This is a genomic window from Pseudomonas batumici (genome assembly GCF_000820515.1).
Taxonomy (GTDB): domain Bacteria; phylum Pseudomonadota; class Gammaproteobacteria; order Pseudomonadales; family Pseudomonadaceae; genus Aquipseudomonas; species Aquipseudomonas batumici.
On sequence record NZ_JXDG01000003.1, the window covers coordinates 350,075 to 375,964 of the forward strand.

Below are 25,890 nucleotides of genomic sequence, written 5' to 3' on the forward strand. Positions count from 1 at the left end.
AAATGGATACAGTAAATAGTTTCGAAAGTCCCAACACTCGGGCAATGGCGCGTTTGGAGTACGGGTTTTTGTTGGTGGCAAGTGTCGCGATCACACTGTACCACTGGGGGGATGTTCGAATCATTCCGCTCATTATCCTGTTCTCTTATATTGATATCATCGGTTACTTCCCGGGTGCAATTGCATACAGGCGGTGCAAAGGCAAGGTGGCCGACTTTTACTATGTTCTGTATAACGGTGCACATAATTTCTTGACGGCAGCGCTAGTTGCTGCGCTGTGGTGCTATTTCGTAGAGGTTGAATGGGCGCTGATGGGGATTCTCATTCATCTATTTGGTGATCGCAGTCTATTCGGTAATGGATTTAAATCTAGAGCGATGTCTTTCGAACCGCGCATACATCCGTTATATGAGAAGTTTGAAGCTTTGATGGCGCGGGAGCGAAAGCTGAACGGTACTGTGGTGGATATCGGACGAAAATTTCTCTGGGCTGAGCGCTTCGGGAATCACCCGTCGCTGTTTCTGACCCTTAGCAGTGATATCTCGACATTTACTGTCGAGGGCCTGGCCGGATACCTGCCTTTTCAGGATGATGGCAAGTGCCTGTTCATCCTCACTGGTGTTATCAGTGCTGCGGACAATCGAGAGTCGCTGTTGAAGGCATTCATAAGCCACGCGGTGGAGCATGGCCGGGAACTGTGTTGCGTTCAGTTGCGTCAGGATCAAGCCCCGCTTTTCGAAAGGCTAGGTTTTCAAGTGAACCAGATGGGGTGCTCATACACACTGGACTTGGAGCGCTTTTCGATGGCCGGTAGCCCCTTCATGAGCTTACGAAACAAGATCAAACGGGCCGAAAAGGCCGGGGTCATCGTGAAGGAGCTGGGTGTTGACCTGCCTAATGGGCCGGATCAACAGCGCATGCTGTCGTCTATTACCGAAGAGTGGTTGAAGGCTAAGGGCAGCAAAAAACTGTTGTCGTTTATGGTCGGCGACCTTGCTGCAAATGGGCTGAACAAAGAGCGGATTTTCGTCGCCGTGCTGAACGACAAGATCGTAGGCTTTATCAGCTACGTGCCAGCTTTTGGCGAATATAACGGGTGGATGCATGACCTGACTCGTCGTTTGGCCGAGGTGCCTCCCGGCACGATGGAGTTGGTCAATGTCGAGGCTATCAAGCGCTTCAAGCAAGAGGGCGAGAAGTACCTGAATTTTGGGCTGACTCCCTTCTATGGTGTGGATGATGAATTTGATACGTACACATCGCGTAGTCATCTATTGAAATGGATATTGAGTGCTTTAGAAAAATATGGGCAGCGCATTTATCCTGCCGCCAGTCAGGTGGCTTACAAGTTGAAGTGGCAGCCGATGGTAGTAACGCCTGAATACTTCGCCACTTATGGAAAGTTCCGTGTTGGGATTCTGCTTCGGTTGATGAAGTTAACTAACGCTCTCTAGGTTTATTGAAATGAACTTTACATCAAACCTTGTCTGGAACCGCACGGGGGCTGAGCTTTCCTTGCCATCACTGTGCACGGACGCAGAGTGCGATCATCTGATCATAGGTGCGGGGTTGGCTGGTTTGTCTGCGGCTTACCACATACTGAAAAAGTTCGGGGCGCGCCGGAAAGTTATCGTAGTCGATGCACACCCTCTAGGTAGTGGTGCTAGTGGTCGAAACTCAGGGATGATGGGGCCAGGTATTGGCAAGCAATACCATCTTCTGGTGAAGCAGTATGGTGACGTCAAGGCGCGGGAGATTTTTGCCCATACCATGGAAGCACTGAGCTACAGCACACAGTTAATCCGCAACGAAAAGCTAGACTGCGATCTTTTGATTGGTAGCCAGTTCAAAGTATCCACCAATGCGGCCAATGACCGCCAACTCCAGTTGGAGGGCGAAGCGTTGATTGCGGCGGGTTTTGAAGTACGTGCCTACGACCGGAAGGCAATCAAAGGGATCGTGGACAGCCCGGTTTACCTGGCAGGGCTCGAGTATAAAGGCACGGCGACCATTAACCCCATGAAGCTGGTAGTGTCGTTGGCCAAGGAAGTCCTCGCCATGGGTGGCGAGATTTACGTCAATACCCGCTGTGCCAGTCCTCAGGAACATACCGTTGAGGCGAATGGGCATACTCTGCACTTTTCGAGGGCCCTGCTGGCGACGAACGGTTTTACGCCCTCGTTGAATAGGTTGCGCGGGCGAGTGATGCCGATCTCGACTTCGCTCATGCTTTCGGCGCCGTTGCTTCCTAGCCAAAGGGCACAACTTGGGTTACAGCCGAACAATGCGATCGTCGATGTACGAAGAGTATTCAATTACTTCCGCATCACCCCTGATCATCGTTTGTTGTTCGGTGGAGGGGCACCGTTTTATTCAACGGAAAATGTGCAGAGGCGGCAACGCGATGGAACCCCGGAGGCATACAAGATCTATGAAAGCCTGAACGAGGGCCTGAGCAAATTTCTACCTCAACTGGCAAACATCAGGATCGAAAAAGTCTGGAGCGGAACCATTGGTGTTACGCTGGATAATTTTCCGGTCATCACCCGTGGGCAATCATCGGTCGACAGCATGGCAGGGTGCTGCGGGCACGGCCTGGCATTGTCGTTGGCCTATGGCGCCTCCTATGCCAACTGGCTAGAAGAATTGTCGTACTCACCTGAACTGCCATGGTACCGCAGCAGCGCCCCTTATCTGGCTCCGCCAGCGTTATTGCCACTAGCCTCTAACTCGTACATTAAGTTCTTGCGTTGGGCTGATAGTTTCAGTGGCGCTTGAGCGGTCGGAATAATAATTAATTGCCAGGAGGGCAAACGCAGTGCATTACAAAAAACGGTTGCCAGCACTGGGCATTCGCGCGCTGTATCGAGCACTGTTCGAGCAGGTTCAAAATATTCAAGGGCTCGGCAGATGGTGTGCACACTTTGTATCGAGCTCATTCCTCTTGTCCGTTAGTTTTTTCCACGGATTAAGCTTATTGCGTCGATGGGGTAGCGGCGACCAGAGCAGTTACAAGGACAGTACGGCGCACTTTTACCTGACGTGCCGGGAAGGGTTGCCGTTTTACAATAATTACCCTCTAGTCTTTTCGACTGGTCAGGACGATGATGCAGACGTCGAGCGTTTTACGCGACTGATCTCTGGTATTCACCAGGCCTGCCTAGCGAGCGACGAAGTTGCCCGGGCGTTTCGTGTCTGGCGTTCGCCAAGGGCTTTTTGCGACACACTGGTCTGCCCCGAAAGTTACCCCTATTTCGCCATCTTGCACGCAGGTGCCATTTTCAAGGTGCCTATTAACGCCTGCTTGGATGTCGACCAGCTTCGAACTTTATTAATCGACATCATCTCCAGGCCGAACCCTTGCCATCAGCATGACGGTATGCTGACTTTGTCGGAGTGTGCGTCCTATCGTCGCCACGGGTGGTCTGCAATTGCGACGCGTCTATATGCTGACCCGGTGGCGGGGGAAGGGCTAAGGGTTTTGCGGCAGTGCAGTTTCCTGCTGTGTATTGACCAGGCGGAGAGTAATGGCGGTGTTTCGGGGCGTTTTGCAAATCTGAATAATAGATTTGCTGACAAGGCATTGCAGGTGTGTATGCGCCTTGGCAGTAATGAAGTGCTCGTGCTCTGCGAGCATGCAAGCTTCACTGGCGCTCAAGCGGCATCAATCGTCTCGGCAGTCATGCAGTACCAGAACGCTCCGGCGAGGCCCTCGGTCGACTTGATCCAAGAAGAGGTTGCCTGCTATGACAACGCTGTTGCGGAGACATGGCTGGGGTATGTAGGGACGGCTTCGATCAAGGCTTATCTACAAGGTCAACTCGAACGACTTGAGCACCGTATGCTTTCCGTCAGGGATCTGAATCTGGACGCGGTGAAGCGGCGCGGTATCTCTTTGGACATGTTGGTGCAGTTAGCCATTTACGAAGCGTATAGAACGACGACCGGATTGCCACCGACACTGTTCGAACCTGTTGCACTTGACCACTTGCCTGGCCGCGCACTTGATTTCATCAACCCGGTAAGTATGGCCTTCAAACGTTATCAGTTGGCATCTAGTTCACAACAGAAATTTGACGTGCTCGTGCAAGCTACGCACGAGCATAAACGAGCGATTTCGCAATCTAAGCAAGGGTACGGATTGCTATCCCATCTTCTGCAGATCAGTTACTTGCGCTGGGCAGGCGGGACGATCAACGCGATCGTCCAGAGGGTGGTGAAGTATACGGTTCTGGCAGGTCTGCCGGCATTTCGCTTTATTTATGATAGAACTATTATGGCTTCCAACGGCGGCAGTGAAGAAAAGTTACTGCGGTTTGGAACTCTTTGCCATGTTCCTGGGATGTTAGGTGTGGGTTATCTCATTAAGGAAGATTCGGTACGTCTGGATATTCTCCTAAATAAGCCATTGCACCCGTCTGTATCGCTAGAGCGATTTTCAGAGTGCCTGGCATATCAATTGAAAAGCAGCACTGCTGTCGTGCAATCTTGACGAATAGGCTTAGTTTATGAAAGAAGGGAAATATGCAGTCGTTACCGGAGCATCCTCCGGTATTGGCTACGCGCTTAGCCAGGAGGCTGCTAGCCGAGGTTACAATCTTATTATGGTCGCTAATGAAAAAGAGCGACTAAGATCTGCTGCAGAGCGTCTTGCTGCGGAATATCGGGTGACGGTTAAGTGTTTGAGTTTTGATCTGTCGAGTGCTAGTGAGCTAAGCCAGTTGACAGAACAGCTTTCGCCATACCTTGAAGTAATTGAAGTGTTCATCAATAACGCAGGTATTGGGCGCGGTGGTAGCTTTCTGAGCACGGATGTGGCCAATCACAGTGTGCTTCTTGATACTAATATCCGGGCACTTACGCTTTTGAGCCATTTTATTGCACAGCATTTTGTACGCTCAGGTAAAGGATATTTGCTAAATGTTGCGTCCCTAGCTGCTTTCCAGCCTGGGCCTTATTATGCGAACTATTACGCCTCAAAAGCCTATGTCTTGCACTTTACCGAAGCTTTGGCGGTGGAACTGCGCAAGCAGGGAGTGTCCTGCGCAGTATTATGCCCAGGGACGACCCAGACACCTTTCCATCAAAGGGCGGGCTCGGCGGACTCAGGCCTTGCCAAGGGGTTGTTCGGTATTGTCATGAGTCCAGAAGAAGTTGCGAGGATCGGTTTCAAAGGTCTGTTAAGTAATCGCATAGTTATTGTTCCCGGGCTGGTCAATAAGTTGGCCATGTATTCGGTTCGTATCAGCCCTCGTTGGCTGGCTCGGCAAATCACCGCGATGATCAATCAGTAACTTGTAACAGGTAGGTCCGATGCTTTCCTTTTTTAAGAAAAAATCTCCCTTTGTTGGTCAGGTCGGCAGTACGCCGTGTCAGTTGCACCAAAAAAAAACGATCTTGGACAGCCTTCTGGAGCAAGGGCTTGATGTGCCGTATTCCTGTCAAGTTGGCGCATGCCAGAAATGTCTTGTGAAGGTAGTGCATGGGCAGGCCAGATCGCTGATTGACTTGAGCCACTGCCTGACGCCATCGCAAATTGCACAGGGGTACGTCTTGGCCTGCCAAGCCGTGCCGCAGAGTGACGTCCATCTGGATTTTCTGCATAAGCTCGATGGAGCTACGGATTCGCTGTCGGCCCGTATTGAAAATATTGAGCCGATGAACGAATACATTTCTCGAGTGACTTTATCCAGCGGTTGCGCCGTTCAGGTAGGGCAGAGCGTGACGCTGACCATACCGGGTACAACAGACGGACGTAGTTATTCCGTTGTTAACGTGAGTCCAGGAAGATTGGCTGTAGATGTAGCGCGACGGGAAAGCGGGATTTATTCGCAGTGGCTATGTGATAGCGCTCATATCCATCAAGAATTAAATATTAGCGCCGCGTTTGGGAAATTTGGAGCTTCTCTAAACGAGTTATCTGCAGAAGCCGATCGCTGTGTTGCCGTAGCCGGTGGATCAGGTTTGGGGGTGGTGCTGGGAGTGCTTGAAGGTCGGCTGCGAGAGTATCCGATGGCCTCCGTGCTGTTAATGCATGCGGTGCGTTATTCCTCTCACCGCTATGACGGCAGCCGCCTTGAAGCGATGAAAAAAAAATACTCGGCGTTTGATTATCGCGTGGCAGTTTCAAGAGAACCCAGCCCCAGCAGCGCTATGGTCGCTGAGCGTGTGCCTGCAATGTTGCATGAGATGTTTCAGGCAAAGGAGGGAGATCGACTAAAAGGAACAGAACATTTCCTGATGTGTGGTTCGCAATCTCTGGTCAATGCCTGCCTGGAAGTATTGAAGACTCATGCCGTGAAAAGCCATCAGTGGGAAATTGAATCGTTCGGTAATAATTGAACTGTGTAGGTGATGCGTGAAGTATTTAAAATTTTCAGCTGTACCTTTGTTTTATATGCCCCTGTTAGTGTTCTCGACTTTGTGGGGTGGCTGGGCGCCCTTGTTTAACTTGTTGTTTATCTTGGCCTGCTACTTCGTACTTGATCGGTTCTCCGATCGCGGCGATGTTCAGGACGCCGGGCGTTGGCCGTTGATTCTCGACGGGCTTATGTATATGTATATTGTTCAGTCGCTGATAGCGGTAGGAGCGGTGCTGCTCGTGGCCAGCGGACACGCTCACGGGGTTATGCAAGAGCTAGCCCGCCTGGTTGATGCGCCCGTATTGGCCGAACGACAGTGGACGCTTGTACAGATTCTTATCGCATCCGTAAGCACGGGGTTCGTACTCAGCATCAATATGGTGGTGGGGCATGAACTGACCCACCGTACAGTCAGTAAGCTCGACATGGCGGCAGGCAATCTAGCCTTGGCTATTGTCGCTGACAGCCAGTTCGCCATTTCCCACGTACATTGCCATCACAAAAATGTTGCGACGCCTCAAGACGCTGCTACAGCACGTCGAGGTGAAAGTATTTATCGGTTTATTGTCCGCTCCTCCTGGGAACAATATGTCGAAGCTTGGACATTCGAGAAGGCACGGTTGAATAGATTGTCGAGATCGGTCTATGGTCTCGGGAATAGACTAATTCCGGGTTTCATCATCACGCTGATAATCATCGCTATTTCAATATCCGTTGCAGGCGAAATGGGTTTTGCTTTGTATCTGGTTGTTGTGGTGACCTCAAAAATCACCTATGAATGCACTAATTACATTCAACATTATGGCCTGGTACGAGTGCCAGGAAGTAAGGTTAGGCTTGCACACAGCTGGGATTGCCACAGCATGTTTTCGTCTGCAGTGCTGCTGAATTTGACACGGCACTCGGATCATCATGCAAACCCAAACAAGAAATACTGGTCACTGGGCAGTCTCGAAAGCCCAGTGCTGATTGAGCACGGTTATGTTGTGCAGATTGTTCGCTCGCTGTTTCCACGCTATTGGTTTCGAGTTATGGAGAGAAAGCTGGAATATTGGGAAAACCATCATGCCACGGTAGAGGAGGTTGCAATCATGTCGGAACAGCGTCGTAAGTGGAGAATAGAGAATGTTTAAATACAGTAGGCTGGATGGTGTGCTGGTGGCGTTGGGTTTAGCGCATATCGCTTGCTGGGTCGTTCCGGTCGTTTGGTTTGGCGAGCTTTCGACTCAAAATCTACTCATTCTGGCTTTGGTCAACATTATATTGATGTGTACCAACTATCAATGTGTGGCGCATAACTTTATTCACAATGCGTTTTTCAAATCGCGAATTGGTAATTCGGTATTTTCAGTAATCAACACACTGGCGTTGGGCATGCCACAATCGTTCTACAAGGCACACCATATCAATCACCACGTTTTCAACAACGATGGTTGGGTGGGCGATCAGCCGCCAAAGGACAGGTCATCACTCTATTTGTACGGCAGCGACGCCGGGGAGGAGAGCCTATTACGCTACACGCTGCTCAGTTATTTCAGGCTATCTATCACTGAGCTGTTTAAGGATGCCTATCAACGCGTCGGCGGACTGGTGATTATCGAGATCGGCGCCTTGGTCTGTGCAGTAATTTTGATTATTATCTATCAGCCACTTGCTTTTGTTCTGTTCGTGATTCCTGTTCACTATCTTGGAACATCAATGGCGTCGCTAGAAAATTATGCAGAGCATTACGGCTGTGATCCGACCAATAGCATGAGCAACTCCGTGAGCAGTTATTCACGACTATATAATTTACTCTGGTTCAATAACGGCTATCATCAAGAGCATCATTGTATGCCTGACATTCATTGGGCTCGGTTACCGGAGATTAGAAGTAATATGCTGGATGAGCGCGAGCGTAAGGTCATCAGCGGAACCCATTTTTTCAGTGTGTTTAAGGAGTCGTAAGCGTGGGGCACTGTAAGTTTTTCAATCTACTATATGAGGCTGTGGGCACTGTTCGCTCTGAGTCTCTCGCTGTTCTTGATTCGCTTGAGGGAGAGGAGTCGCTGATGAGTCTGCTTATTCCTTCCTTGGGTCTTGACTCAGTTGAAATATTTGAGCTTGTTGGTTACCTAGAAGATAACTCCGGCGTTAACATTCCTGAGTCGAAGATTTTTTCATTCAGGACAATTGGCGAGCTGAAAGCGTTCATGGCTCTAGATTGAACTTGGATTTAGCACTCTTTTGCGGGCATCGCTGAAAAGCGACGCGGCGTGGGTGAAATACCATATTCAATGAGTACCCAGCAAGGAAGGAGGGTCAGCGTGCCCGATAAAAATTTTTATAAAGTTCCGAATACTGATGTAGGTTGCGCGGTAAAATCGATAGTTGAGGTGTGCCAATGGCGAGGTATTTACCAACCCGATAACATCGCCTATAGGTTTCTCAATAATGGATTGGACGACTGCGAAACATTGACGTATGGTGAGTTGCTTGTTCGCCTCCAGACTATTGCTGGGCACTTTGATGTATGCGATAGCGGAGAGCGCGCGATTCTGCTTTTTCCATCAGGGTTTGACTACATATCAAGTTTTTATGCATGCCTCTTTGCGGGCATCGTCGCGGTGCCAGCTTACCCCATGGTTTCGCACTCGGAACATGTCAGGCTGCGGGTCATCATCAAAGACTGCAACCCTCGGTATATTCTTACTACCTCTGTATTGAAAGACTCCCTGCTTCAGTGGCTGGAGAAAGAGGGGTTGGCCCAAACTACTTTCAAGATCATCGTCGTAGATGAACTGGCTGGCTCGAAGATCGGGCCACGTCAGGTCATAAGCCAGGGCGAGGTTGCGTTCTTGCAGTACACCTCCGGGTCGACGGGAAATCCGAAAGGCGTCATCGTCACGAACCAAAATCTGCTCCATAACTCTGCCGTCATCTATCGAAAATTCGAACATGATGCCGATAGCTCCGTCGTAAGCTGGTTACCACCTTTTCACGACATGGGGCTGGTGGGCGGAATTATCCAACCGCTGTTTGCAGGCTTTACGGCGAACATTATGTCTCCGATGACTTTTTTGCGAAGGCCGTTGCGCTGGCTCCAAGCAATCTCGCTGTATGGAGCAACCTCCAGCGGTGGGCCTAACTTTTCCTACAAACTGTGCGCCAAGCACTTCAACAGTAAACAGATGGCAGGTATTGACCTATCGTCCTGGCGGGTTGCGTTCAACGGTGCTGAGCCCATTCGGGCGCAGACACTCAAGTCGTTTTTCGAGCTGTTCTCACCATACGGTTTCAGTCACGAAGCTTTCTATCCCTGCTACGGGCTTGCTGAATCGACACTCTTCGTTAGCGGTGGTAGCCCACGGGAGGTGCATCAGCAGATCAGTATCGACAGTGGGCAGCTTTCCCTGGGGCGAGCCGTGCATGTCGCCGATCATTCTGACGCGAAAACCGTGGTCGGTTCGGGGCAAGTGCTGGGAAATGAAGTAGTGATTGTTGATCCGCAGGGCCGCCAAGTCTTGAATGATCGGGACATTGGCGAGATCTGGGTATCGGGGGAAAGCGTCGCCCAAGGTTACTGGCAGCGTCCCGAGGAAAGCGAAGTGGTGTTCCAGGCCATGACCCAAGATGGACGAGGGCCATTCATGAGAACAGGTGATTACGGATTTTTCGATGGGCAGGAGCTGTTCATTACTGGGCGCTTGAAGGAAGTCATCATCATCAATGGGAAAAACTATTTCCCATCGGATATCGAGAGCTCCGTGCAGGCCCTTTCCAGTGCCTTCAAAGCTGATGCGGGAGCCGCCATTTCCATTGACGCGCAGGGTGAGCAACTTGTCGTCATTCAGGAAGTCGAGCGCTCTCAGCGTAACGCCCATACAGTGGAAGCGCTTGAGGCATTGATCAGGGAGCACTGCTACACCGCACACGGGATCCGGCCTCATGACGTGATTTGCGTGGATCAGTCACATATCCCGAAAACCACGAGCGGCAAGATCAAAAGACTTCAGGTTCGACAGGACTACCTGCAAGGTAAATTCCGGAGTGCTGAGGCATGACAGGCCGGCTACAACCCACGGATGGCGGCGGAGAGCAACGTGCTGAGTTCATCTGAAAAACGTAAGTTGTTTGATACTGTTCAAGGTTTTGCTCATGAACGGGTCGGGTACTCGTACTTCTGCCTGTTTTCCACCGTAGTGCTATGGCTGGCGGCCTATGCCCTCATTGTTTTCTCTGACGATGTCGTCCTTGGCGTGCTCGGGTGTGTGGCGGCCGTGGCCTTGAATATTAGGTTGTTTGTCATCTACCACGACCATTGCCATGGTGCGTTGTTGAAGCATGCAAACTTTCTGGCTAAGTCTATTTTCGGCTTTTTCGGTGTGTTTATCTTCTTTCCGCCAGCGCAATGGACGCGTAGCCACGATGAGCATCACCGTACCAATTCGATTCTCAATTTTGGTGCGCACTCGATGACTGAGAGCTACCTGTCCGGCTATTTCATGGTCGTGAACACTGAGCAGTGGGCAGCGTTTTCGCCAAGGCAGAAGGCGCTCTACAAATTGAGGCGTTCTGGCTGTTCTATGGTGCTGGGTTTATTAGTTTTCTTCGTGCTGCCGACGCTGGTCAAGGGTGTCATTGATTTTCGCCGCTGCTGGACGTCGTTCCTGTCTGTGCTTTTGCATGGAGCACTGCTGCTGGGCCTGTACAGCTTCGCGGGTGGCCTGAGCGTGCTCTTGTATATAGCCTCGCTAATGACCGCCACGGCGGTGGGCAGTTACCTTTTCTATGCTCAGCACAACTTTCGGGGAGCGAAGATCTATGCGACCGCTGATTGGGACTATTTAGATGCGGCGTTCGACAGCACATCTTTCTTCAGCATGGGTCGGTTGGGGCACTGGGTAACCGCCAACATTGGTTACCACCAAGTGCATCACGTTAATGCAAAAGTGCCATTTTACCACCTTCCAGCGGCTATGGCAGCCATTGAGGGCATCGCGCCAGTGCATCGTACCACTTGGCGAATAACGGATATTGTAAGCAATTTGTCGTGCCATGTATGGGACGAAAAAAGGCAGCGGTTCATTCGCTACGAAGAGATTGATCGCCCTACGGATGCGAATTAAGCGCTCCATCCGCTTCTGGTTCCGGCCTTGCGCAATGTGCTGGCCAACGAGCAACTGGACCCGGCGATGGTGGCCGAAATGCTTTCGTTGCCGAGCGAGGCCTACCTCGCCGAAATCAGCGAAGTGGCTGATGTCGAGGCGATCCATACCGCTCGCGAGTTCCTCCGCCGGCGACTGTCCGAGCAGTTGTTCGGCGAGCTGTGGCAGCGTTACCAGGCCAATCGGGCGCTGTCGAGAGACACCCCTTACGTTGCCGAGAACGAGCATTTCGCCCGCCGTGCCTTGCAGAACATCGCGTTGTCGTACCTGATGCTCAGCGGCAGGACCGAAGTGGTGGAGGCGGCCCTGGAACAGTTCGAAAGCAGCGACAACATGACCGAGCGCCTGACCGCCCTGGCGGTGTTGGTGAACTCGCCGTTCGAAACCCAGAAGGCCCTGGCGTTGGCCAGTTTCGCCGAGCACTTCAAGGACAACCCGCTGGTCATGGACCAGTGGTTCAGTGTCCAGGCCGGCAGTGTATTGCCGGGTGGTTTGCAGCGGGTCAAGGCATTGATGGAGCACCCGGCGTTCAACATCAAGAATCCGAACAAGGTGCGGGCGTTGATCGGTGCCTTCGCCGGGCAGAACCTGATCAACTTCCATGCGGCGGACGGTTCCGGTTACCGCTTCCTGGCGGACATCGTGATCCAGCTCAATGCGCTGAACCCGCAGATCGCTTCCCGCCAGTTGGCACCGCTGACCCGCTGGCGCAAATACGACGCGGCCCGTCAGGCGCTGATGAAGGCCGAGCTGGAGCGGATTCGCGGTTCGGGTGAACTGTCGGCCGATGTGTACGAGGTGGTCAGCAAAAGCCTGGCCTGAGGTTAGATACCGACCCCTGTAGGAGCCGGCTTGCCGGCGATGGCGTCCGGATGGGCGCCGCAAGGCTCAAGGGCCTCATCGCTGGCAAGCCAGCTCCTTGTATCTCGACTAACGCCTCGTCAGAGGCGATAGTTCTCGACTGATCATCGAGGGAAGACCGAGAAGCCGTCCAGCTCCTAGGGCCTCGAGCCCGCATTATAGATACGTGCTCCGGCCTTCCACACTCACTCAGCAAGTTCGAACGGTATCTAGTGGCCCGCTTCGGCGTGAGCACGTATTGGCAAGGCAGAACCGAGTGCAGTGGTGATCTTTTCGGATTTCAGGGAGAAGACCATGTCCGCTTTCGTGGGTATCGACACAGCCAAAAACACCTTCGACATCGCTACGCCGTTGGACAACGGCAAGTTCCGTACGAAGGCCAAGCTGCCCAATAACGCTTCAGGCTTCAGCGAGGTCGAGGCCTGGCTGGAGAAACATGCCGATCCGCAAGCCTGGGTCGTCATGGAGGCTACCGGCACCTATCACGAGGCTCTCGCAGACTTCCTGCATGCAAAAGGTTATCGAGTTTGCATCGTTAACCCTGCCGTCATTCATGCGTTCGGCAAGGAGGATTTGCGTCGGGTCAAAACCGACAAAGCCGATGCCAAACTGATCGCCGCCTATGCCCAGCAGAAGCAGCACAAACTCAGAGCCTGGGTACCAGAACTGCCTGCTCGCCGTCGTTTAAGGGCTTTAGTCCGGCGACTGGAGGATCTCCAGGAAATCCTGCAAATGGAGACCAACCGCCTGGACGTCGCCCAAGCCAACGTCCAAGCCTCGATCCTGTCCGTGATCAATCACGTGAAAAGTGAGATTGCCGCGACTCAGAAGGCCATCAAAGACAACATTGATGACGATCCTGACCTACGTCAGAAGCGTGATTTGATCGTGTCCATCGACGGGTTGGGTGAAACGAGCGCCGCCTTGATCCTCGCCGAACTGGGCGACCCTCTGGACTACAGTGGCCCTCGCGCTGTTGTGGCATTTGCAGGCCTGAATCCATTGATAGACCAATCAGGTAACTACGTTGGTCCGACGCCGATATCCAAGACCGGCTCGGCCAGCCTACGGACCGGAATGTACATGCCTGCGATGGTGGCGATGAGATGGAACCCGGCGGTCAGGGCACTGAGCGAGCGCCTGAAAGCCAAAGGAAAGGCCCCTAAACAGATCATCTGTGCAGCAATGCGCAAGCTGTTACATCTGGTCTACGGAGTGCTCAAATCAGGCATACCGTTTGACCCAAACATCGCGCTTGCGCGATGAGGGTCAAGACGGTATCTACAATGTTCGCGTCGAATGGTGATATTGCATACACCCGATACCTTGTGGGAGCTGGCTTGCCAGCGATAGGGCCATCAGGGCCTACACATCCAACGGCACCCGTACGCTCAGGGTCGTCCCCTCGCCCACCTCGCTTTCCAGCCGCATCGTGCCGCCGAGCATCAACACCCGCTCACGCATGCCTACCACCCCAAAGGAGGTCGGCCTGCCGCCGGCGGAGACGAATCCTACGCCATCATCACTGATGGTCAGGCATAAATCCTTGCCTTCAACGGCCAATGTCAGTTCAACAGTATGCGCCTGGGCATGGCGCATGACATTGGTCAGTGCTTCCTGAAGGATACGGAACAAGCCAGTGGCCTTTGCATCGCTGAGGGCCGGCAGATGCTCCGGCACCTGCACCAGGCAGGGAATCTGCGTCCGCGATTCGAACCGCCGGGCCTGCCACTCGATGGCCGAGGCGATGCCGGCGTCGAGAATCGGCGGGCGCAAGGCAGTCGCCACATCCCGGACCAGTTGGAACAACTGGGCGATCAGCTTCTTCATGCTGTTGAGCCGGTCATTCAAACCGGGATCGAGCTGGGCATAAGCCAGTTCGCACATGGACGTTTCCAGCTTGAGCACCGTCAGCATCTGGCCCAACTCGTCGTGGACTTCCCGGGCGATACGGGCCTTTTCCTCTTCTCGGACGCTTTCCAGGTGGGCCGACAGCTCACGCAACTGTTCGCGGGAGGCGGCCAGTTCCAGCTCGATGCGCTTGCTTTCGCTGATATCCCAGACGATGCCGTCCCAGACCACGGTGCCATCCTCCAGCCGCCGGGTGATGGCCTTGATCTCGGCCCAGCGTTGCCGGCCTTCGCGCGTCATGATCCGCCCCTGCCAGGACCAGTCGCTGTCCGAATCCAGCGCCCGGTCCTGGGTCTGGTGGTAGCTGGCCCTGTCGTCCGGATGCACCAGGCTGCGCAAGCCGATGTCCTGCTGGCGCAGGGTCGCCGGGGCATAGCCCACCAGGCTCTCGCTGCCTTCGCTGATGTAGGGAAAATGCAACTCGCCGGTCTGGGGCACACGCTCCAGGCGGAACACCAGGCCCGGCACGTTGGCGGCGATCGCCTTCAAGCGCGCTTCACTTTCCTGCACCGCCGCCAGAGCCCGGCGCCGTTCGGTGACGTCGTTGAGGTAGACCACCAGGTATTCGCCCTCGCGAAAGCGCAGAAAGCTCAAGGACACATCGGCGGGCAGGATGCTGCCATCGGCGCGGATACACTGGGTTTCAAAACTCTGCGGGCCTTCGTCACTGGCCCGGGCCCGCTTCCACAGGTTCAGCCAGCGGTCCATGTGCAGGTTGGGCTCGAAGTCGATCAGGGGCCGATCGAACACCCCGCCCGGCGGATAGCCGAGCATCTCTTCCGCCGCCCGGTTGGCGTAACGGACATGGCTGTCCCAGTTGACCCAGAGAATCCCCACCGTGCTCTGGTCGATGGAAAACTGGGTCAGGCGCAGGGCTTCTTCGCTCGCCTCGCGCCGGGCCAGGGCTTCCCGGGCCGCGAGCAAGTCATGCTCCAGGGCGCTGCGCTGGCGCCGCAGCCAGAAGACGATAGCCAAGCCCGCAAGAAGCAATACTGCCAGCAGCAGGCACAGGTTCTGCCAGAAACCGGGGGACTCGGCCAGACGCGGATACTTCGGTTGCAGCCAGCGGGCATGCAATTGCTCCAGATCCCGCGCCGGGATGGCGTGCAGGGCCTTTTCCACGGCAGCGGCCAGTTCCGGCCAGTCACGCCGCGTCGCGACCCTCAGCAGCTGCGGCAAGCCGATATCGCCGACCACCGCCAGCCCGGCGAACTCTTCTTCATTGGAGAGGCGACTGAGTTGCGCCTCATCGATCACCGCGTAGCGGGCCTGCTGGCTGGACAACAATTGCAGGGCCTGGCGCTCCAGCGGGACGCCCTGCAGATTGAGATTGGGGTAAGTACTGCGCAGGTAGTCGGCGACCGCGCTGGGCATGCGCACGGCCACGCGGGTCTGGGCGTCGAGCTTCTCAAGTTCCACGGCGCCGGCACCGTTGCGCTCGCCCACCACCAGTTGCGGTACGCGCATGTAGGGATCGGAGAACAGCCACAGACGCAACCCGGCGGGGGTCTGGGTCAGCCCCGGCGCCAGGTCGATCTCGCCCTCGCGCAAGGCTTTGTCCAACTGGGCCTGATCGGGAAAGTTACGCCAGGTCAGCTCGACATCGAGGCTGTTGGCGACCCAGTTCATGAGCTCCACATTGGCCCCGGACAAGCGCTGCAAGCGGCGATCGTATTGCGCGTAGGGCGCCTGCAGGACCAGGCCGACCCGCAACTCCCGGTGCTGGTCGAGCCACTGGCGTTGTTCGCCGGACAAGGCGATGCCCTGCCCATGGGGAGCAGGCGCCGCCCAGGCAATCAAGGGAAAACACAAACAGCCGATAACCCACAGGCAGCAAAACCGTATCATCCGACACTCACACACTGACAAATGCAGACCAACCTATTAGGCTGCCAGGATGACTCTGGCCTGGAAAATCCGATGCCCCTTCTCTACCGCCTGGCACTGCCTGCGCTGTGCCTGTCGCTGATACTACCCTGTACCGCGCCCGTCATGGCGGCCGACCCGACACCCGCCCCGGCGCAGAAGCCCGCCGACAAGCCAGTGGAGCGCCAGCCCCTGCCCGAGCGTAGCCAGGAAGACGCCGCCGCCCTGGAGCGACAAGTGCCCCAGCAGGAACAGCAGCAGCTGCAAGCCGGCGGCGACAGTTTCCTGGCCTTGTGGAAACCGGCCAACACACCTTCGCCCCAAGGCGCCGTGATCCTGATTCCCGGTGCCGGCGAAACGGCTGACTGGCCCCAGGTGATCGGTCCGTTGCGCGGCAAGTTCCCGGATGCCCGGTGGAGCAGCCTGAGCCTGACCTTGCCGGACCTGCAAAGCGATGCGATCCAGCCACGGGTGGCCGAAGCGCCCAAGGAGCCGGCGGCGACCGCCACCAACAGCAAGGATGCCAGCACCACGGCCAAGCCCATCGAACAGGCGGCCAGCGCCGAAGCCGAGGTGGTCGACCACGCCGCCGCACAAACCGCTGAAGACCAGTTGAAGGCCGATGCTGAGCGAATCTTCGCACGAATCGACGCAGCGATTGCCTACGCAAAACAGCAAAATGCCCGCAGCGTGGTCCTATTGGGTCATGGCACCGGTGCTTACTGGGCAGCCCGCTACATGAGCGAGAGGCCCTCGCCGCAGATACAAAAACTGCTGCTGGTGGCCGCGCAGACGCCGACCAGTGCCACGCAGAGCCTGGCCCAGCTCACGCCCGGGCTGAAACTGGCAACGGCAGACTTCTACTATCAGGACCGGCCGCTGGACCGCAAAGCCGCACTGGAGCGCTTGCAGGCCAGCAAACGGCAGAAAACCTCGAGCTACAGCCAGGTTGCCCTGAAGATGCTGCCGGGCAATGCCGGGCAGGAGCAATTGTTCCGGCGCATTCGCGGTTGGTTGAATCCGCAGGCTGTGGGCAACCTCTGAGAACCTGTAGAGGGCGTCTTGCCCTCTGACTCGCAACGCGGTCAATTGTAGGAGCCGGCTTGCTGCGGGCGGCGTTCCGACGATGACGGCCGCAAGATCGATGCAAGACTTGCTGGCCTCATCGCCAGCAAGCCGGCTCCCACAGGTATACGACATCGGTCTCGCTTCCGACCTAACGGAAATCCCTTCGCTCGCGAATCAGCCCATAGGCATGGTGCAGCTCGCGGGTTTTCTCCGTGGCCTCGCGCACTTGCAACGGCGTCGCGCCGCTGCCCGCGACCTTGTCGGGGTGGTGTCGGCTGAGCAGGCGCCGATAAGCCCGCTTGATTTGCGCCGGCTCACTGTTGGCCGCCACCCCCAACAGCAGCAACGCCTCCTCGTAAGTCACGGTACTGCTCGACAGTGACCGGCGAGCGGGCTCGTAGTCACTGGCCAGGGCCTGGACCTGATAGCTCGTCCAGCCCAGCCATTTGCCCCAGAGCATGATCAGTTCACGCTCCTTCGGCCCGACCCGGCCATCGGCCCAGACCATTCGCCAGCACGCCCGCAAAACGCCTTCGGCGGCATGGGGCTGGGCCTTCAGATGGTTCAGGTAGCCGCGCAGTCGATCACGTCCCGACTTGCCCCGGTTGAACGCGGCAATCGCCCGGCGCTGCGCAGCATCGTGCATGTCCAGTTGGCGCATCTCCTCGCGTGCCTGCTGGATATGCCCATCGACCACCCGCCCGTCACTCTTGGCCAAGCGTCCCAGCAAGACAAACAGCAATTCATCGTTGCGCAACGCGGGCTTGCCCCCCAGGCGTTCGCGCAAATGCGCAAGGCTGTGCAATTGCAGGCGCCGGTCCAGCGCCTGTCCAAGCAATGCGCCCAGCATGGCCCCCGGGATGCTGGCGATGACAAATCCCGCCCCGGCTCCAATCAGAGTCCCTGGCCACAACATAATCAGTGTCTCTCTTTCAACAATTGCTCGACTTGCGCCAGGCGCTCCTGCGTGCCGACATCAATCCAGTGTCCGCGCATGTGCTCTCCGGTCACCAACCCCCGCGCCATCGCCTCGCGCCACAGCGGCGCAATCTTGAAAGCGCCGTCCGTGCAGTCAGCAAACAGCTTCGGGTGCAGGACCGAAATGCCGCTATAGGTCAGTTTCTCGCCCGCCGTCCCGCCGTCGTGCAGTTGACCGTCGAGCAGGTTGAAGTCGCCCCCGGACGGGTGATGCGGCGGATTGTCGACCATGACCAGATGCGCGAGGCCGGCGATCGGCCGACGCAGGGAGGCAAAATCATAGTCGGTCCAGATATCGCCGTTGACCACCAGGAAAGGCTCATCCCCCAGCAACGGCAACGCCCGGAAAATACCGCCGCCGGTTTCCAGCGGCTCGCCCTCGGGCGAATAGGCGATGCTCAGGCCGTAGCGCGAACCGTCGCCCAGGTAATCCTCGATCTGCTGCCCCAGCCAGGCGTGATTGATCACCACCTCCTTGAAACCGGCCGCCGCCAGCGCGTGCAGGTGATAGTCGATCAAGGGGGTGCCTGCCGCACGGATCAGCGGCTTGGGGGTGTGCAAGGTCAACGGACGCATGCGCTCGCCTTTGCCGGCGGCCAGGATCATCGCCTTCATACGGCGGCACCCACCGGCTGACGCAGACCGGCCAGCAACTCACCCAACTCGGCCAGCTCGGGACGACGCGCCACCACTGCCTCTATATAAGCAAAGAAGCGCGGTACGTCCGCCAGGTAACGCGGCTTGCCGTCGCGATGGCAGATGCGCGCGAAGATCCCGATCACTTTCAGATGGCGCTGCACCCCCATCAGGTCGCTGGCCCGCAGGAACGCCTCGAAATCGGCCTGTACCGCGATGCCGGCGTCACCGGCCCGTTGCCAGTAATCCTGCAGCCAACCACGCACCCGGGCTTCGGGCCAACTGAGGAAGGCGTCCTTGAACAGGCAGGTAATGTCGTAGGTCACCGGCCCGTAGACCGCATCCTGGAAATCCAGCACGCCGGGGTTGGGCTCGCTGGCCATCAGGTTGCGTGGCATATAGTCACGGTGCACCAGCACTTTCGGCTGGGCCAGGGCACTGTCGATCAGCAGGTCGCTGACCCGCTGCCACAGCGCCAGTTGCGTGGAATCGAACGCGCGACCGAGTTCATGCCCCACGTACCACTCGGGAAACAGCTCCAGCTCGCGGCGCAGCAATGCCACGTCATAACTCGGCAGTTCGCTGTCCATCGGCAGTTGCTGGAATGCCAGCAGTGCGTCGATGGCATCGGCGAACAACGCATCGGCGTTGTCGGCGTCGATCACATCCAGATAGGTCCGGTTGCCGAGGTCATTGAGCAAAAGAAAACCGTTTTCCAGATCCTGCGCATGAATTTTCGGCACATTGATGCCGGATTTCGCCAGCAGATGAGCGATATCCACGAAGGGCTTGCAGTTTTCCCGGGGCGGCGGCGCATCCATCACGATCAGGCTGCGGCCCTCGCCCTCCCAGCGAAAATAGCGCCGGAAACTCGCGTCACTGCTGGCCGCGGTCAACGTGGCCGGGGGTATGGCGCCCCAGCCTTCGGCCAGGAAAAGTTTTTCCAACTGCTGATCCAACCAAACTTTCAGGTGTTGCAGGCGTACATCTTGATCAGGCATTACATGGGTCTCCGACGACGCTAGCCGTCAAGCGGGTGTTGCTTTATTATCCAGCATCTTTTTCTGACCATCGATAGGCGTGTGGCCCCCACCGCGGGCAGATGGCACGCAGGAAGCCCGGACTAATAAGATGGCATTGAAATCCCCCGCGTTTCGTAAAAAATTCCCGTTGCTGGTGACTGGCGGTTTGCTGGCTCTGCAACCTCTTGCCACCCCGTTCGCGGTCGCCGCGGAGCAGTTTGACTGCGCCGCCTCGGCTTCCGGTTCCTGGGACTGCGCACCCAAGACCACTGCGGCCCCGTTGCCGCCACGTCCCGTGCATGACACCAATGCCGTGGCCTCGGGCGCTGCAACCCCGGCAGACAGCGGTTCCAGCAGCGGCAAGGCCGCCGGCCCGGTACTGGTCACCGAGGCCAAGGGTCGCGGCCTGCAGTCGCGCAGTGCCGACTACAGTCACCTCGACTGGGTCCCACGTGAGAAGCTGACGCCCGCACAGTTGGCCGAAGCCGGTCCTTACTGCTCTGGTTCCTATATCGAACCGATTCGTCCTGGCATGAATGACACGACGAAGAAAAGTGATTCGCCGACCTTCATCGGGGCCAAGGCCTCGCGTTACGAACAGGATAAGCAGGTCGCCACACTGGCCGGCGACGTGGTCATGCGCCAGGGCAGCATGCAGGTCGAGGCCGACGAGGCCAGCCTGTACCAGGCCGAAAACCGTGGCGAGCTGAACGGCAACGTTCGCGTTCGCGACCAGGGCGCCCTGCTGGTCGGTGACCATGCCGAGGTGCAGCTGGACACGGGCGAGTCGCAGGTCGACAACGCCGAATACGTGATGCACAAGTCGCGTGTGCGCGGCAACGCGCTGTACGCCAAGCGCGCCGAGAACGCGATCATTCGTCTCAAGGACGGTACGTACACCACGTGTGAGCCGAACAGCAACGCCTGGCAGCTCAAGGGCAACAACATCACCTTGAACCCGGCGACCGGCTTCGGTACGGCCACCAACGTGACCTTGCGGGTCAAGGACATTCCGGTCTTCTATACCCCGTACATCTATTTCCCGATCGATGACCGTCGCCAGTCCGGTTTCCTGCCGCCAAGCATCTCCAGCGACACCACCTCGGGTCTTAACCTGACCACACCTTACTACTTCAACCTGGCACCGAACTACGATGCCACGTTGTATCCGCACTACATGAGCAAGCGCGGTCTGTTGACCGAAGGCGAGTTCCGCTACCTGACCAAGTCCAGCGAAGGGCAGTTCGGCGGCGCGTTCCTGAACGACGAGAGCAACGATCGCGCCAAGCAATCGGACGCGACGAAAGATCGCTACATGGTCAACTGGCAGCACAAGGGCGGGCTGGACTCGCGGGTACTGACCACGGTCGACTACACCAAGATCAGCGATCCGTACTACTTCCAGGACCTGCAGAGCAACCAGATCGGCGTCAAGAACGTTGACTATGTGAATCAGCAGGCAACGACGACCTATCGTGGTGACAGCTTCACCGCCCAGCTGAACGTACAGGCCTATCAGTTGGCGAGTGTGGCCCTGATCACACCGTATAACCGCTTGCCACAGATCACCTTCAACGGCACCTTGCCTTATCATCCGGAAGGTCTCAATTTCAGCTACGAAACCGAAGCCGTTCGCTTCGAGCGAAGCCTGCAAACCGGTACTTTCGCCGACAAGGATGGCGTCACCTCGCCGCGTCTGGATACCAACGTGACCGGCCTGGCCCGCGCCAACGGCGATCGCCTGAACCTCAAGCCGGGTGTCAACCTGCCGCTCAACTGGACGTATGGCTTCCTCACGCCATCGCTCAAATACCAGTACACCCAATACGACCTGGACCTGGGAGCGCAGGGCAAAGCCGATATCGTGGCCGCCCAGTTCGCAGCGGCCGCTGCGGGCAAAGACTATATCGGCGGAGTCTACAACCGCTCGCAAAGTCGTGGCGTCCCTATCGCCAGCATCGACAGCGGCCTGTACTTCGACCGCAACACCGAACTGTTCGGCAACAACTACCGTCAGACCCTGGAGCCTCGCCTGTTCTATCTCTATGTTCCGGAGAAGGACCAGAAAAACATTCCCGTGTTCGACACCGGCGAGTACAGCTTCAACTATGCCGCGCTGTTTCGTGAAAACCGTTTCTCCGGCTCCGACCGTGTCGGCGACGAGAACAAGCTGTCCCTGGGTGTCACCAGCCGCTGGATCGAGGATAACGGTTTCGAGCGTCAGCGCGTAAGCGTTGGCCAGGCGTACTATTTCAAGGATCGCACCGTGCAGTTGCCGGGCGTTGATTTCACCACCCGTGCCGACGCCAAGACCAACGTGTCGCCGTACGCCCTGGAGTACGCCTACAACTTCAACCGCGACTGGCGTGCAACCGCCGACTACAACTGGGACCCGAAAAGTCACCAGCCGCGTTCCGGCAGTGCAATGTTCCACTACCAGCCTGAAGACAACCCGAACAAGGTGATCAACGCCGGCTATCGCTATCGCAACGACCAGGTGATCTACAACCAGAACACCGGCCAATGGCAGTTCGGCGGCGACTACGGCACACCGGGCCAACCCGGCTTCGTGAAGGACTACTACAAGATCGAGCAGCACGACTTCTCGGTCATCTGGCCTGTCGTTCCGCAGTGGAACGTCATCAGCCGCTGGCAGTACGACTACAACCGCAACCGTACACTGGAAGCCTTCGGTGGCTTCGAGTACGACAACTGCTGCTGGAAAATGCGCCTGATCAACCGCTACTGGGTCCAGTATGACGAGTTCAGTCAACAGGCCCCGCAAAACGAACGAGGCGACCACGGTATCTTCCTTCAGTTTGTACTGAAGGGCCTGGGTGGCGTCATGGGCAACAAGGTCGAGAGCTTCCTCGACAAAGGCATCCAAGGTTATCGTGAACGTGAAGATCAAGCTTTCTGATTGTCTGCGCCCGCTGATGCTGGGCGCGCTGGTCCTGAGTGCGGCGGTTCACGCCGCCGTGCAACCCCTCGACACCGTCGCGGCCATCGTCGACAACGATGTGATCATGAAGAGCCAACTGGACCAGCGCGTCCACGAGGTTCAGCAGACCATCGCCAAGCGCGGTGGTGGCGTGCCGCCTACCAGCGTGCTCGACCAGCAGGTCCTGGACCGCCTGATCGTCGAGAACCTGCAATTGCAGATCGGCGAGCGCTCCGGCATTCGCATCAGCGACGATGAGCTGAACCAGGCCGTTGGTACCATTGCCCAGCGCAACAACATGAGCATCGATCAATTCCGCGCCGCCCTGGCGCACGACGGCCTCTCCTATGAGGACGCCCGTGACCAGATTCGCCGGGAAATGATCATCAGCCGCGTGCGTCAGCGTCGTGTCGCCGAGCGCGTCCAGGTTTCGGAACAGGAAGTGAAGAACTTCCTCGCCTCGGACCTGGGCAAGATGCAGCTCTCCGAAGAACTGCACCTGGCCAATATCCTGATTCCGACACCGGACAGCGCCAGTTCGCAAGCCATCCAGACGGCCGCGGCCCAGGCCCAGGACCTCTATCGGCAACTCAAGCAAGGCGCTGATTTCAGTCAGTTGGCCATTGCCCACTCCGGCAGCGACAACGCCCTGGAAGGCGGCGACATGGGCTGGCGCAAGCCGGCTCAACTGCCACCACCGTTCGACCGCATGCTGAGCAGCATGGCGATTGGCGACATCAGCGAGCCGACACGCACCCCGGGGGGCTTCATCATCCTGAAGGTCCTGGAGAAGCGCGGTGGCGAGATGCAGATGCGTGACGAAGTCCATGTTCGTCACATCCTGATCAAACCCAACGCCATTCGCAGCGAAACCGAAACCCAGGCCCTGGCGCAGAGGCTCTACGAGCGGATCTCCAACGGCGAAGATTTCGCCACGCTGGCCAAGAGCTTCTCGGAAGACCCGGGCTCGGCGCTCAACGGCGGCGACCTGAACTGGGTCGACCCGAACGCGCTGGTGCCGGAATTCCGCGAAGTGATGGCGAAGACCCCGCAAGGTGTCCTGTCCAAGCCGTTCAAGACCCAATACGGCTGGCACGTACTGGAAGTTCTCGGCCGTCGCGCCACCGACAGCACCACCCAGGCCCGCGAACAGCAGGCCATGACCGTGCTGCGTAATCGCAAATACGATGAAGAGCTGCAAACCTGGCTGCGTCAGATCCGTGACGAGGCCTACGTTGAAATCAAGCTCCCCGGCGCGGAACAGGCGCCAAAGTGAAACCCCGGCGTTTCGCATTGACACCCGGCGAGCCGGCGGGCATCGGTCCAGACCTTTGCCTGCTGCTCGCCGCGCAGTCCCAGCCCTACCCCCTGATCGCCATTACCAGCCGTGACCTGCTCCGTGAGCGGGCCACGCAACTGGGCGTGACCGTCGATCTGCAGCCAGTGGCACCGGGCCAGTGGCCCGAGCAACCGGCCCCGGCGGGCAGCCTGTATGTCTGGGACACCCCGTTGTCGACCCCGGTCGTCGCCGGGCAACTGGACAAGGCCAATGCCGCCTTTGTCCTGGAAACCCTGACCCGTGCGGGTAAAGGCTGCCTGGACGGCGACTTCGCCGGCATGATCACCGCCCCGGTGCACAAGGGCGTGATCAACGAGTCCGGGATCGCCTTTTCCGGCCACACCGAGTTCCTTGCCGACCTGACCCACACCGCCCAGGTGGTGATGATGCTGGCGACCCGAGGACTGCGCGTGGCCCTGGTGACCACCCACCTGCCCCTGCGGCACGTCGCCGATGCCATTACCCCGGAGCGCCTGGAGCGGGTCACCCGCATCCTGCATGGCGACCTGCGGGAAAAGTTCGGCATTGCCAAACCGCGCATCCTGGTCTGTGGGCTCAACCCCCATGCCGGCGAAGGCGGGCACCTGGGTCACGAAGAAATCGACATCATCGAACCGACATTGGAGCGCCTGCGCGGCGAAGGTATGGACCTGCGTGGCCCGCTGCCCGCCGACACTCTGTTTACCCCCAAATATCTGGAGCACTGCGACGCAGTGCTGGCGATGTACCACGACCAGGGCCTGCCCGTGCTGAAATACAAAGGTTTCGGCGCCGCGGTCAACGTGACCCTGGGCTTGCCGATCATCCGCACTTCGGTCGACCACGGCACCGCCCTGGACCTGGCCGGCAGCGGCAAGATCGACACCGGCAGCCTGCAAGTCGCCCTGGAAACCGCCTACCAGATGGCCGAGACCCGTTTATGACCGAGCAATACCAACACCGGGCGCGCAAGCGTTTCGGACAGAACTTCCTGCACGACGCCGGCGTGATCGACCGCATCCTGCGCGCCATCAATGCCAAGGCCGAAGACCGCCTGCTGGAAATCGGCCCGGGCCAGGGCGCCTTGACCGAAGGCCTGCTGGGCAGTGGCGCACAGCTGGATGTCGTCGAACTGGACAAGGATCTGGTGCCGATCCTCAACCAGCAATTCGCCGGCAGGCCGAATTTCAACCTGCACCAGGGCGATGCGCTGAAGTTCGACTTCACCCGCCTGAACCCGGCGCCCAACAGCCTGCGGGTGGTCGGCAACCTGCCCTACAACATCTCCACGCCGCTGATCTTCCACCTGCTGCACAACGCCAGCCTGATTCGCGACATGCACTTCATGCTGCAAAAGGAAGTGGTCGAACGCCTGGCCGCTGGCCCCGGCGGCGGCGACTGGGGACGCCTGTCGATCATGGTCCAGTACCATTGCCGCGTGGAACACCTGTTCAATGTCGGCCCGGGCGCCTTCAACCCGCCGCCCAAGGTCGACTCGGCCATCGTGCGCCTGGTGCCCCACGCCGTCCTGCCCCACCCGGCCAAGGATCACCGCCTGCTGGAGCGCATCGTTCGCGAAGCCTTCAACCAGCGCCGCAAGACCCTGCGCAACACCCTCAAGGCCCTGCTCGGCAGCGCCGAGATCGAGGCCGCCGGCGTCGACGGCAGCCTGCGCCCGGAACAGCTCGACCTGGCCGCCTTCGTGCGCCTGGCCGACAAACTCAGCGAGCAGACCGCCAGGACACCCGACGTCAACTGATCCCACCGGTAGCGGGCCAGC

Annotated in this window: 20 protein-coding genes and 1 pseudogene; 17 read left to right on the forward strand and 4 right to left on the reverse strand. The window is 57.4% G+C overall.

Translation table 11 applies throughout. From position 1 onward, the window contains the following. Positions 1 to 2 precede the first annotated feature (2 nt). From UCMB321_RS01940 to UCMB321_RS01995, 12 genes and pseudogenes are all read left to right on the forward strand, one after another. The gene (locus UCMB321_RS01940) at positions 3 to 1,454 is read left to right on the forward strand and encodes a DUF2156 domain-containing protein (RefSeq protein WP_052451047.1); all 1,452 of its coding nucleotides are present in this window, start codon (positions 3 to 5) and stop codon (positions 1,452 to 1,454) included. A 10-nt stretch (positions 1,455 to 1,464) separates the two neighbouring features. Continuing rightward, positions 1,465 to 2,778, forward strand: coding sequence for an NAD(P)/FAD-dependent oxidoreductase (locus UCMB321_RS01945; RefSeq protein WP_084614762.1), 1,314 nt, complete (start codon positions 1,465 to 1,467; stop codon positions 2,776 to 2,778). A 40-nt stretch (positions 2,779 to 2,818) separates the two neighbouring features. Beyond that, entirely contained in the window at positions 2,819 to 4,492 is a 1,674-nt protein-coding gene (locus UCMB321_RS01950; protein ID WP_040063415.1) for a choline/carnitine O-acyltransferase, read from the forward strand. A gap of 16 nt (positions 4,493 to 4,508) precedes the next feature. Next, complete coding sequence (locus UCMB321_RS01955) at positions 4,509 to 5,294, forward strand: SDR family NAD(P)-dependent oxidoreductase (RefSeq protein WP_040063416.1); 786 nt, start codon at positions 4,509 to 4,511, stop codon at positions 5,292 to 5,294. Between the two features lie 19 nt (positions 5,295 to 5,313). Continuing rightward, a complete protein-coding gene (locus tag UCMB321_RS29805; protein WP_084614766.1) occupies positions 5,314 to 6,342 on the forward strand; it encodes a 2Fe-2S iron-sulfur cluster-binding protein in 1,029 nt (342 codons plus the stop codon). A gap of 16 nt (positions 6,343 to 6,358) precedes the next feature. Then, the gene (locus UCMB321_RS01965) at positions 6,359 to 7,495 is read left to right on the forward strand and encodes a fatty acid desaturase (protein ID WP_040063419.1); all 1,137 of its coding nucleotides are present in this window, start codon (positions 6,359 to 6,361) and stop codon (positions 7,493 to 7,495) included. After that, positions 7,488 to 8,309, forward strand: a complete 822-nt coding sequence (locus UCMB321_RS01970) for a fatty acid desaturase family protein (RefSeq protein ID WP_040063420.1) — start codon at positions 7,488 to 7,490, stop codon at positions 8,307 to 8,309. The genes UCMB321_RS01965 and UCMB321_RS01970 overlap by 8 nt, the downstream gene beginning before the upstream one ends. Positions 8,310 to 8,413: 104 nt before the next feature. Further along, positions 8,414 to 8,569 (forward strand): acyl carrier protein, encoded by a 156-nt coding sequence (locus UCMB321_RS30550; RefSeq protein ID WP_157015837.1) that lies wholly within the window; start codon positions 8,414 to 8,416, stop codon positions 8,567 to 8,569. Between the two features lie 99 nt (positions 8,570 to 8,668). Continuing rightward, positions 8,669 to 10,405: a fatty acyl-AMP ligase gene (locus tag UCMB321_RS01980; RefSeq protein ID WP_052451049.1), complete on the forward strand. Its 1,737-nt coding sequence runs from the start codon at positions 8,669 to 8,671 to the stop codon at positions 10,403 to 10,405. Positions 10,406 to 10,444: 39 nt separating this feature from the next. After that, on the forward strand, positions 10,445 to 11,470 hold the full coding sequence (locus UCMB321_RS01985) for a fatty acid desaturase family protein (protein ID WP_167337410.1): 1,026 nt from the start codon (positions 10,445 to 10,447) through the stop codon (positions 11,468 to 11,470). A 3-nt stretch (positions 11,471 to 11,473) separates the two neighbouring features. Beyond that, a pseudogene (locus tag UCMB321_RS01990) lies at positions 11,474 to 12,331 on the forward strand (aminopeptidase N C-terminal domain-containing protein); the annotation flags it as partial. 333 nt (positions 12,332 to 12,664) lie between these two features. After that, the gene (locus tag UCMB321_RS01995; RefSeq protein ID WP_040063012.1) at positions 12,665 to 13,636 is read left to right on the forward strand and encodes an IS110 family RNA-guided transposase; all 972 of its coding nucleotides are present in this window, start codon (positions 12,665 to 12,667) and stop codon (positions 13,634 to 13,636) included. Between the two features lie 99 nt (positions 13,637 to 13,735). Here the strand turns inward: UCMB321_RS01995 and UCMB321_RS02000 are convergent, their stop codons facing one another. Further along, positions 13,736 to 16,129, reverse strand: coding sequence for a PAS domain-containing sensor histidine kinase (locus UCMB321_RS02000; RefSeq protein ID WP_040063424.1), 2,394 nt, complete (start codon positions 16,127 to 16,129; stop codon positions 13,736 to 13,738). Between the two features lie 72 nt (positions 16,130 to 16,201). Here UCMB321_RS02000 and UCMB321_RS02005 point away from each other — a divergent pair, with 72 nt between their 5' ends. Further along, on the forward strand, positions 16,202 to 17,191 hold the full coding sequence (locus tag UCMB321_RS02005; RefSeq protein ID WP_040063425.1) for an alpha/beta hydrolase family protein: 990 nt from the start codon (positions 16,202 to 16,204) through the stop codon (positions 17,189 to 17,191). Between the two features lie 172 nt (positions 17,192 to 17,363). Here UCMB321_RS02005 and UCMB321_RS02010 read toward each other — a convergent pair whose 3' ends face one another. The 3 genes from UCMB321_RS02010 to UCMB321_RS02020 are packed head-to-tail and all read right to left on the reverse strand — an operon-like array spanning position 17,364 to position 19,830. After that, complete coding sequence (locus UCMB321_RS02010; RefSeq protein ID WP_040063426.1) at positions 17,364 to 18,131, reverse strand: TerB family tellurite resistance protein; 768 nt, start codon at positions 18,129 to 18,131, stop codon at positions 17,364 to 17,366. A 2-nt stretch (positions 18,132 to 18,133) separates the two neighbouring features. Continuing rightward, positions 18,134 to 18,808: an N-acetylmuramate alpha-1-phosphate uridylyltransferase MurU gene (murU, locus tag UCMB321_RS02015; RefSeq protein WP_040063428.1), complete on the reverse strand. Its 675-nt coding sequence runs from the start codon at positions 18,806 to 18,808 to the stop codon at positions 18,134 to 18,136. Then, the gene (locus UCMB321_RS02020; RefSeq protein WP_040063430.1) at positions 18,805 to 19,830 is read right to left on the reverse strand and encodes an aminoglycoside phosphotransferase family protein; all 1,026 of its coding nucleotides are present in this window, start codon (positions 19,828 to 19,830) and stop codon (positions 18,805 to 18,807) included. The genes murU and UCMB321_RS02020 overlap by 4 nt, the downstream gene beginning before the upstream one ends. A gap of 130 nt (positions 19,831 to 19,960) precedes the next feature. Between UCMB321_RS02020 and UCMB321_RS02025 the strand changes: the two genes are divergently transcribed. Genes UCMB321_RS02025 through rsmA form a run of 4 tightly spaced genes read left to right on the forward strand, consistent with a single transcriptional unit; the run spans position 19,961 to position 25,869 of the window. Then, complete coding sequence (locus UCMB321_RS02025) at positions 19,961 to 22,771, forward strand: LPS-assembly protein LptD (RefSeq protein WP_040063433.1); 2,811 nt, start codon at positions 19,961 to 19,963, stop codon at positions 22,769 to 22,771. Continuing rightward, positions 22,752 to 24,068 carry a peptidylprolyl isomerase gene (locus UCMB321_RS02030; RefSeq protein ID WP_040063584.1) on the forward strand — a complete coding sequence of 439 codons (1,317 nt, stop codon included), beginning with the start codon at positions 22,752 to 22,754 and terminating at the stop codon, positions 24,066 to 24,068. Before UCMB321_RS02025 ends, UCMB321_RS02030 begins: the two co-directional genes overlap by 20 nt. Continuing rightward, entirely contained in the window at positions 24,065 to 25,054 is a 990-nt protein-coding gene (pdxA, locus tag UCMB321_RS02035; protein ID WP_040063435.1) for a 4-hydroxythreonine-4-phosphate dehydrogenase PdxA, read from the forward strand. Before UCMB321_RS02030 ends, pdxA begins: the two co-directional genes overlap by 4 nt. Continuing rightward, positions 25,051 to 25,869, forward strand: a complete 819-nt coding sequence (gene rsmA, locus UCMB321_RS02040; RefSeq protein WP_040063437.1) for a 16S rRNA (adenine(1518)-N(6)/adenine(1519)-N(6))-dimethyltransferase RsmA — start codon at positions 25,051 to 25,053, stop codon at positions 25,867 to 25,869. The genes pdxA and rsmA overlap by 4 nt, the downstream gene beginning before the upstream one ends. The last annotated feature ends 21 nt before the right edge of the window (positions 25,870 to 25,890 follow it).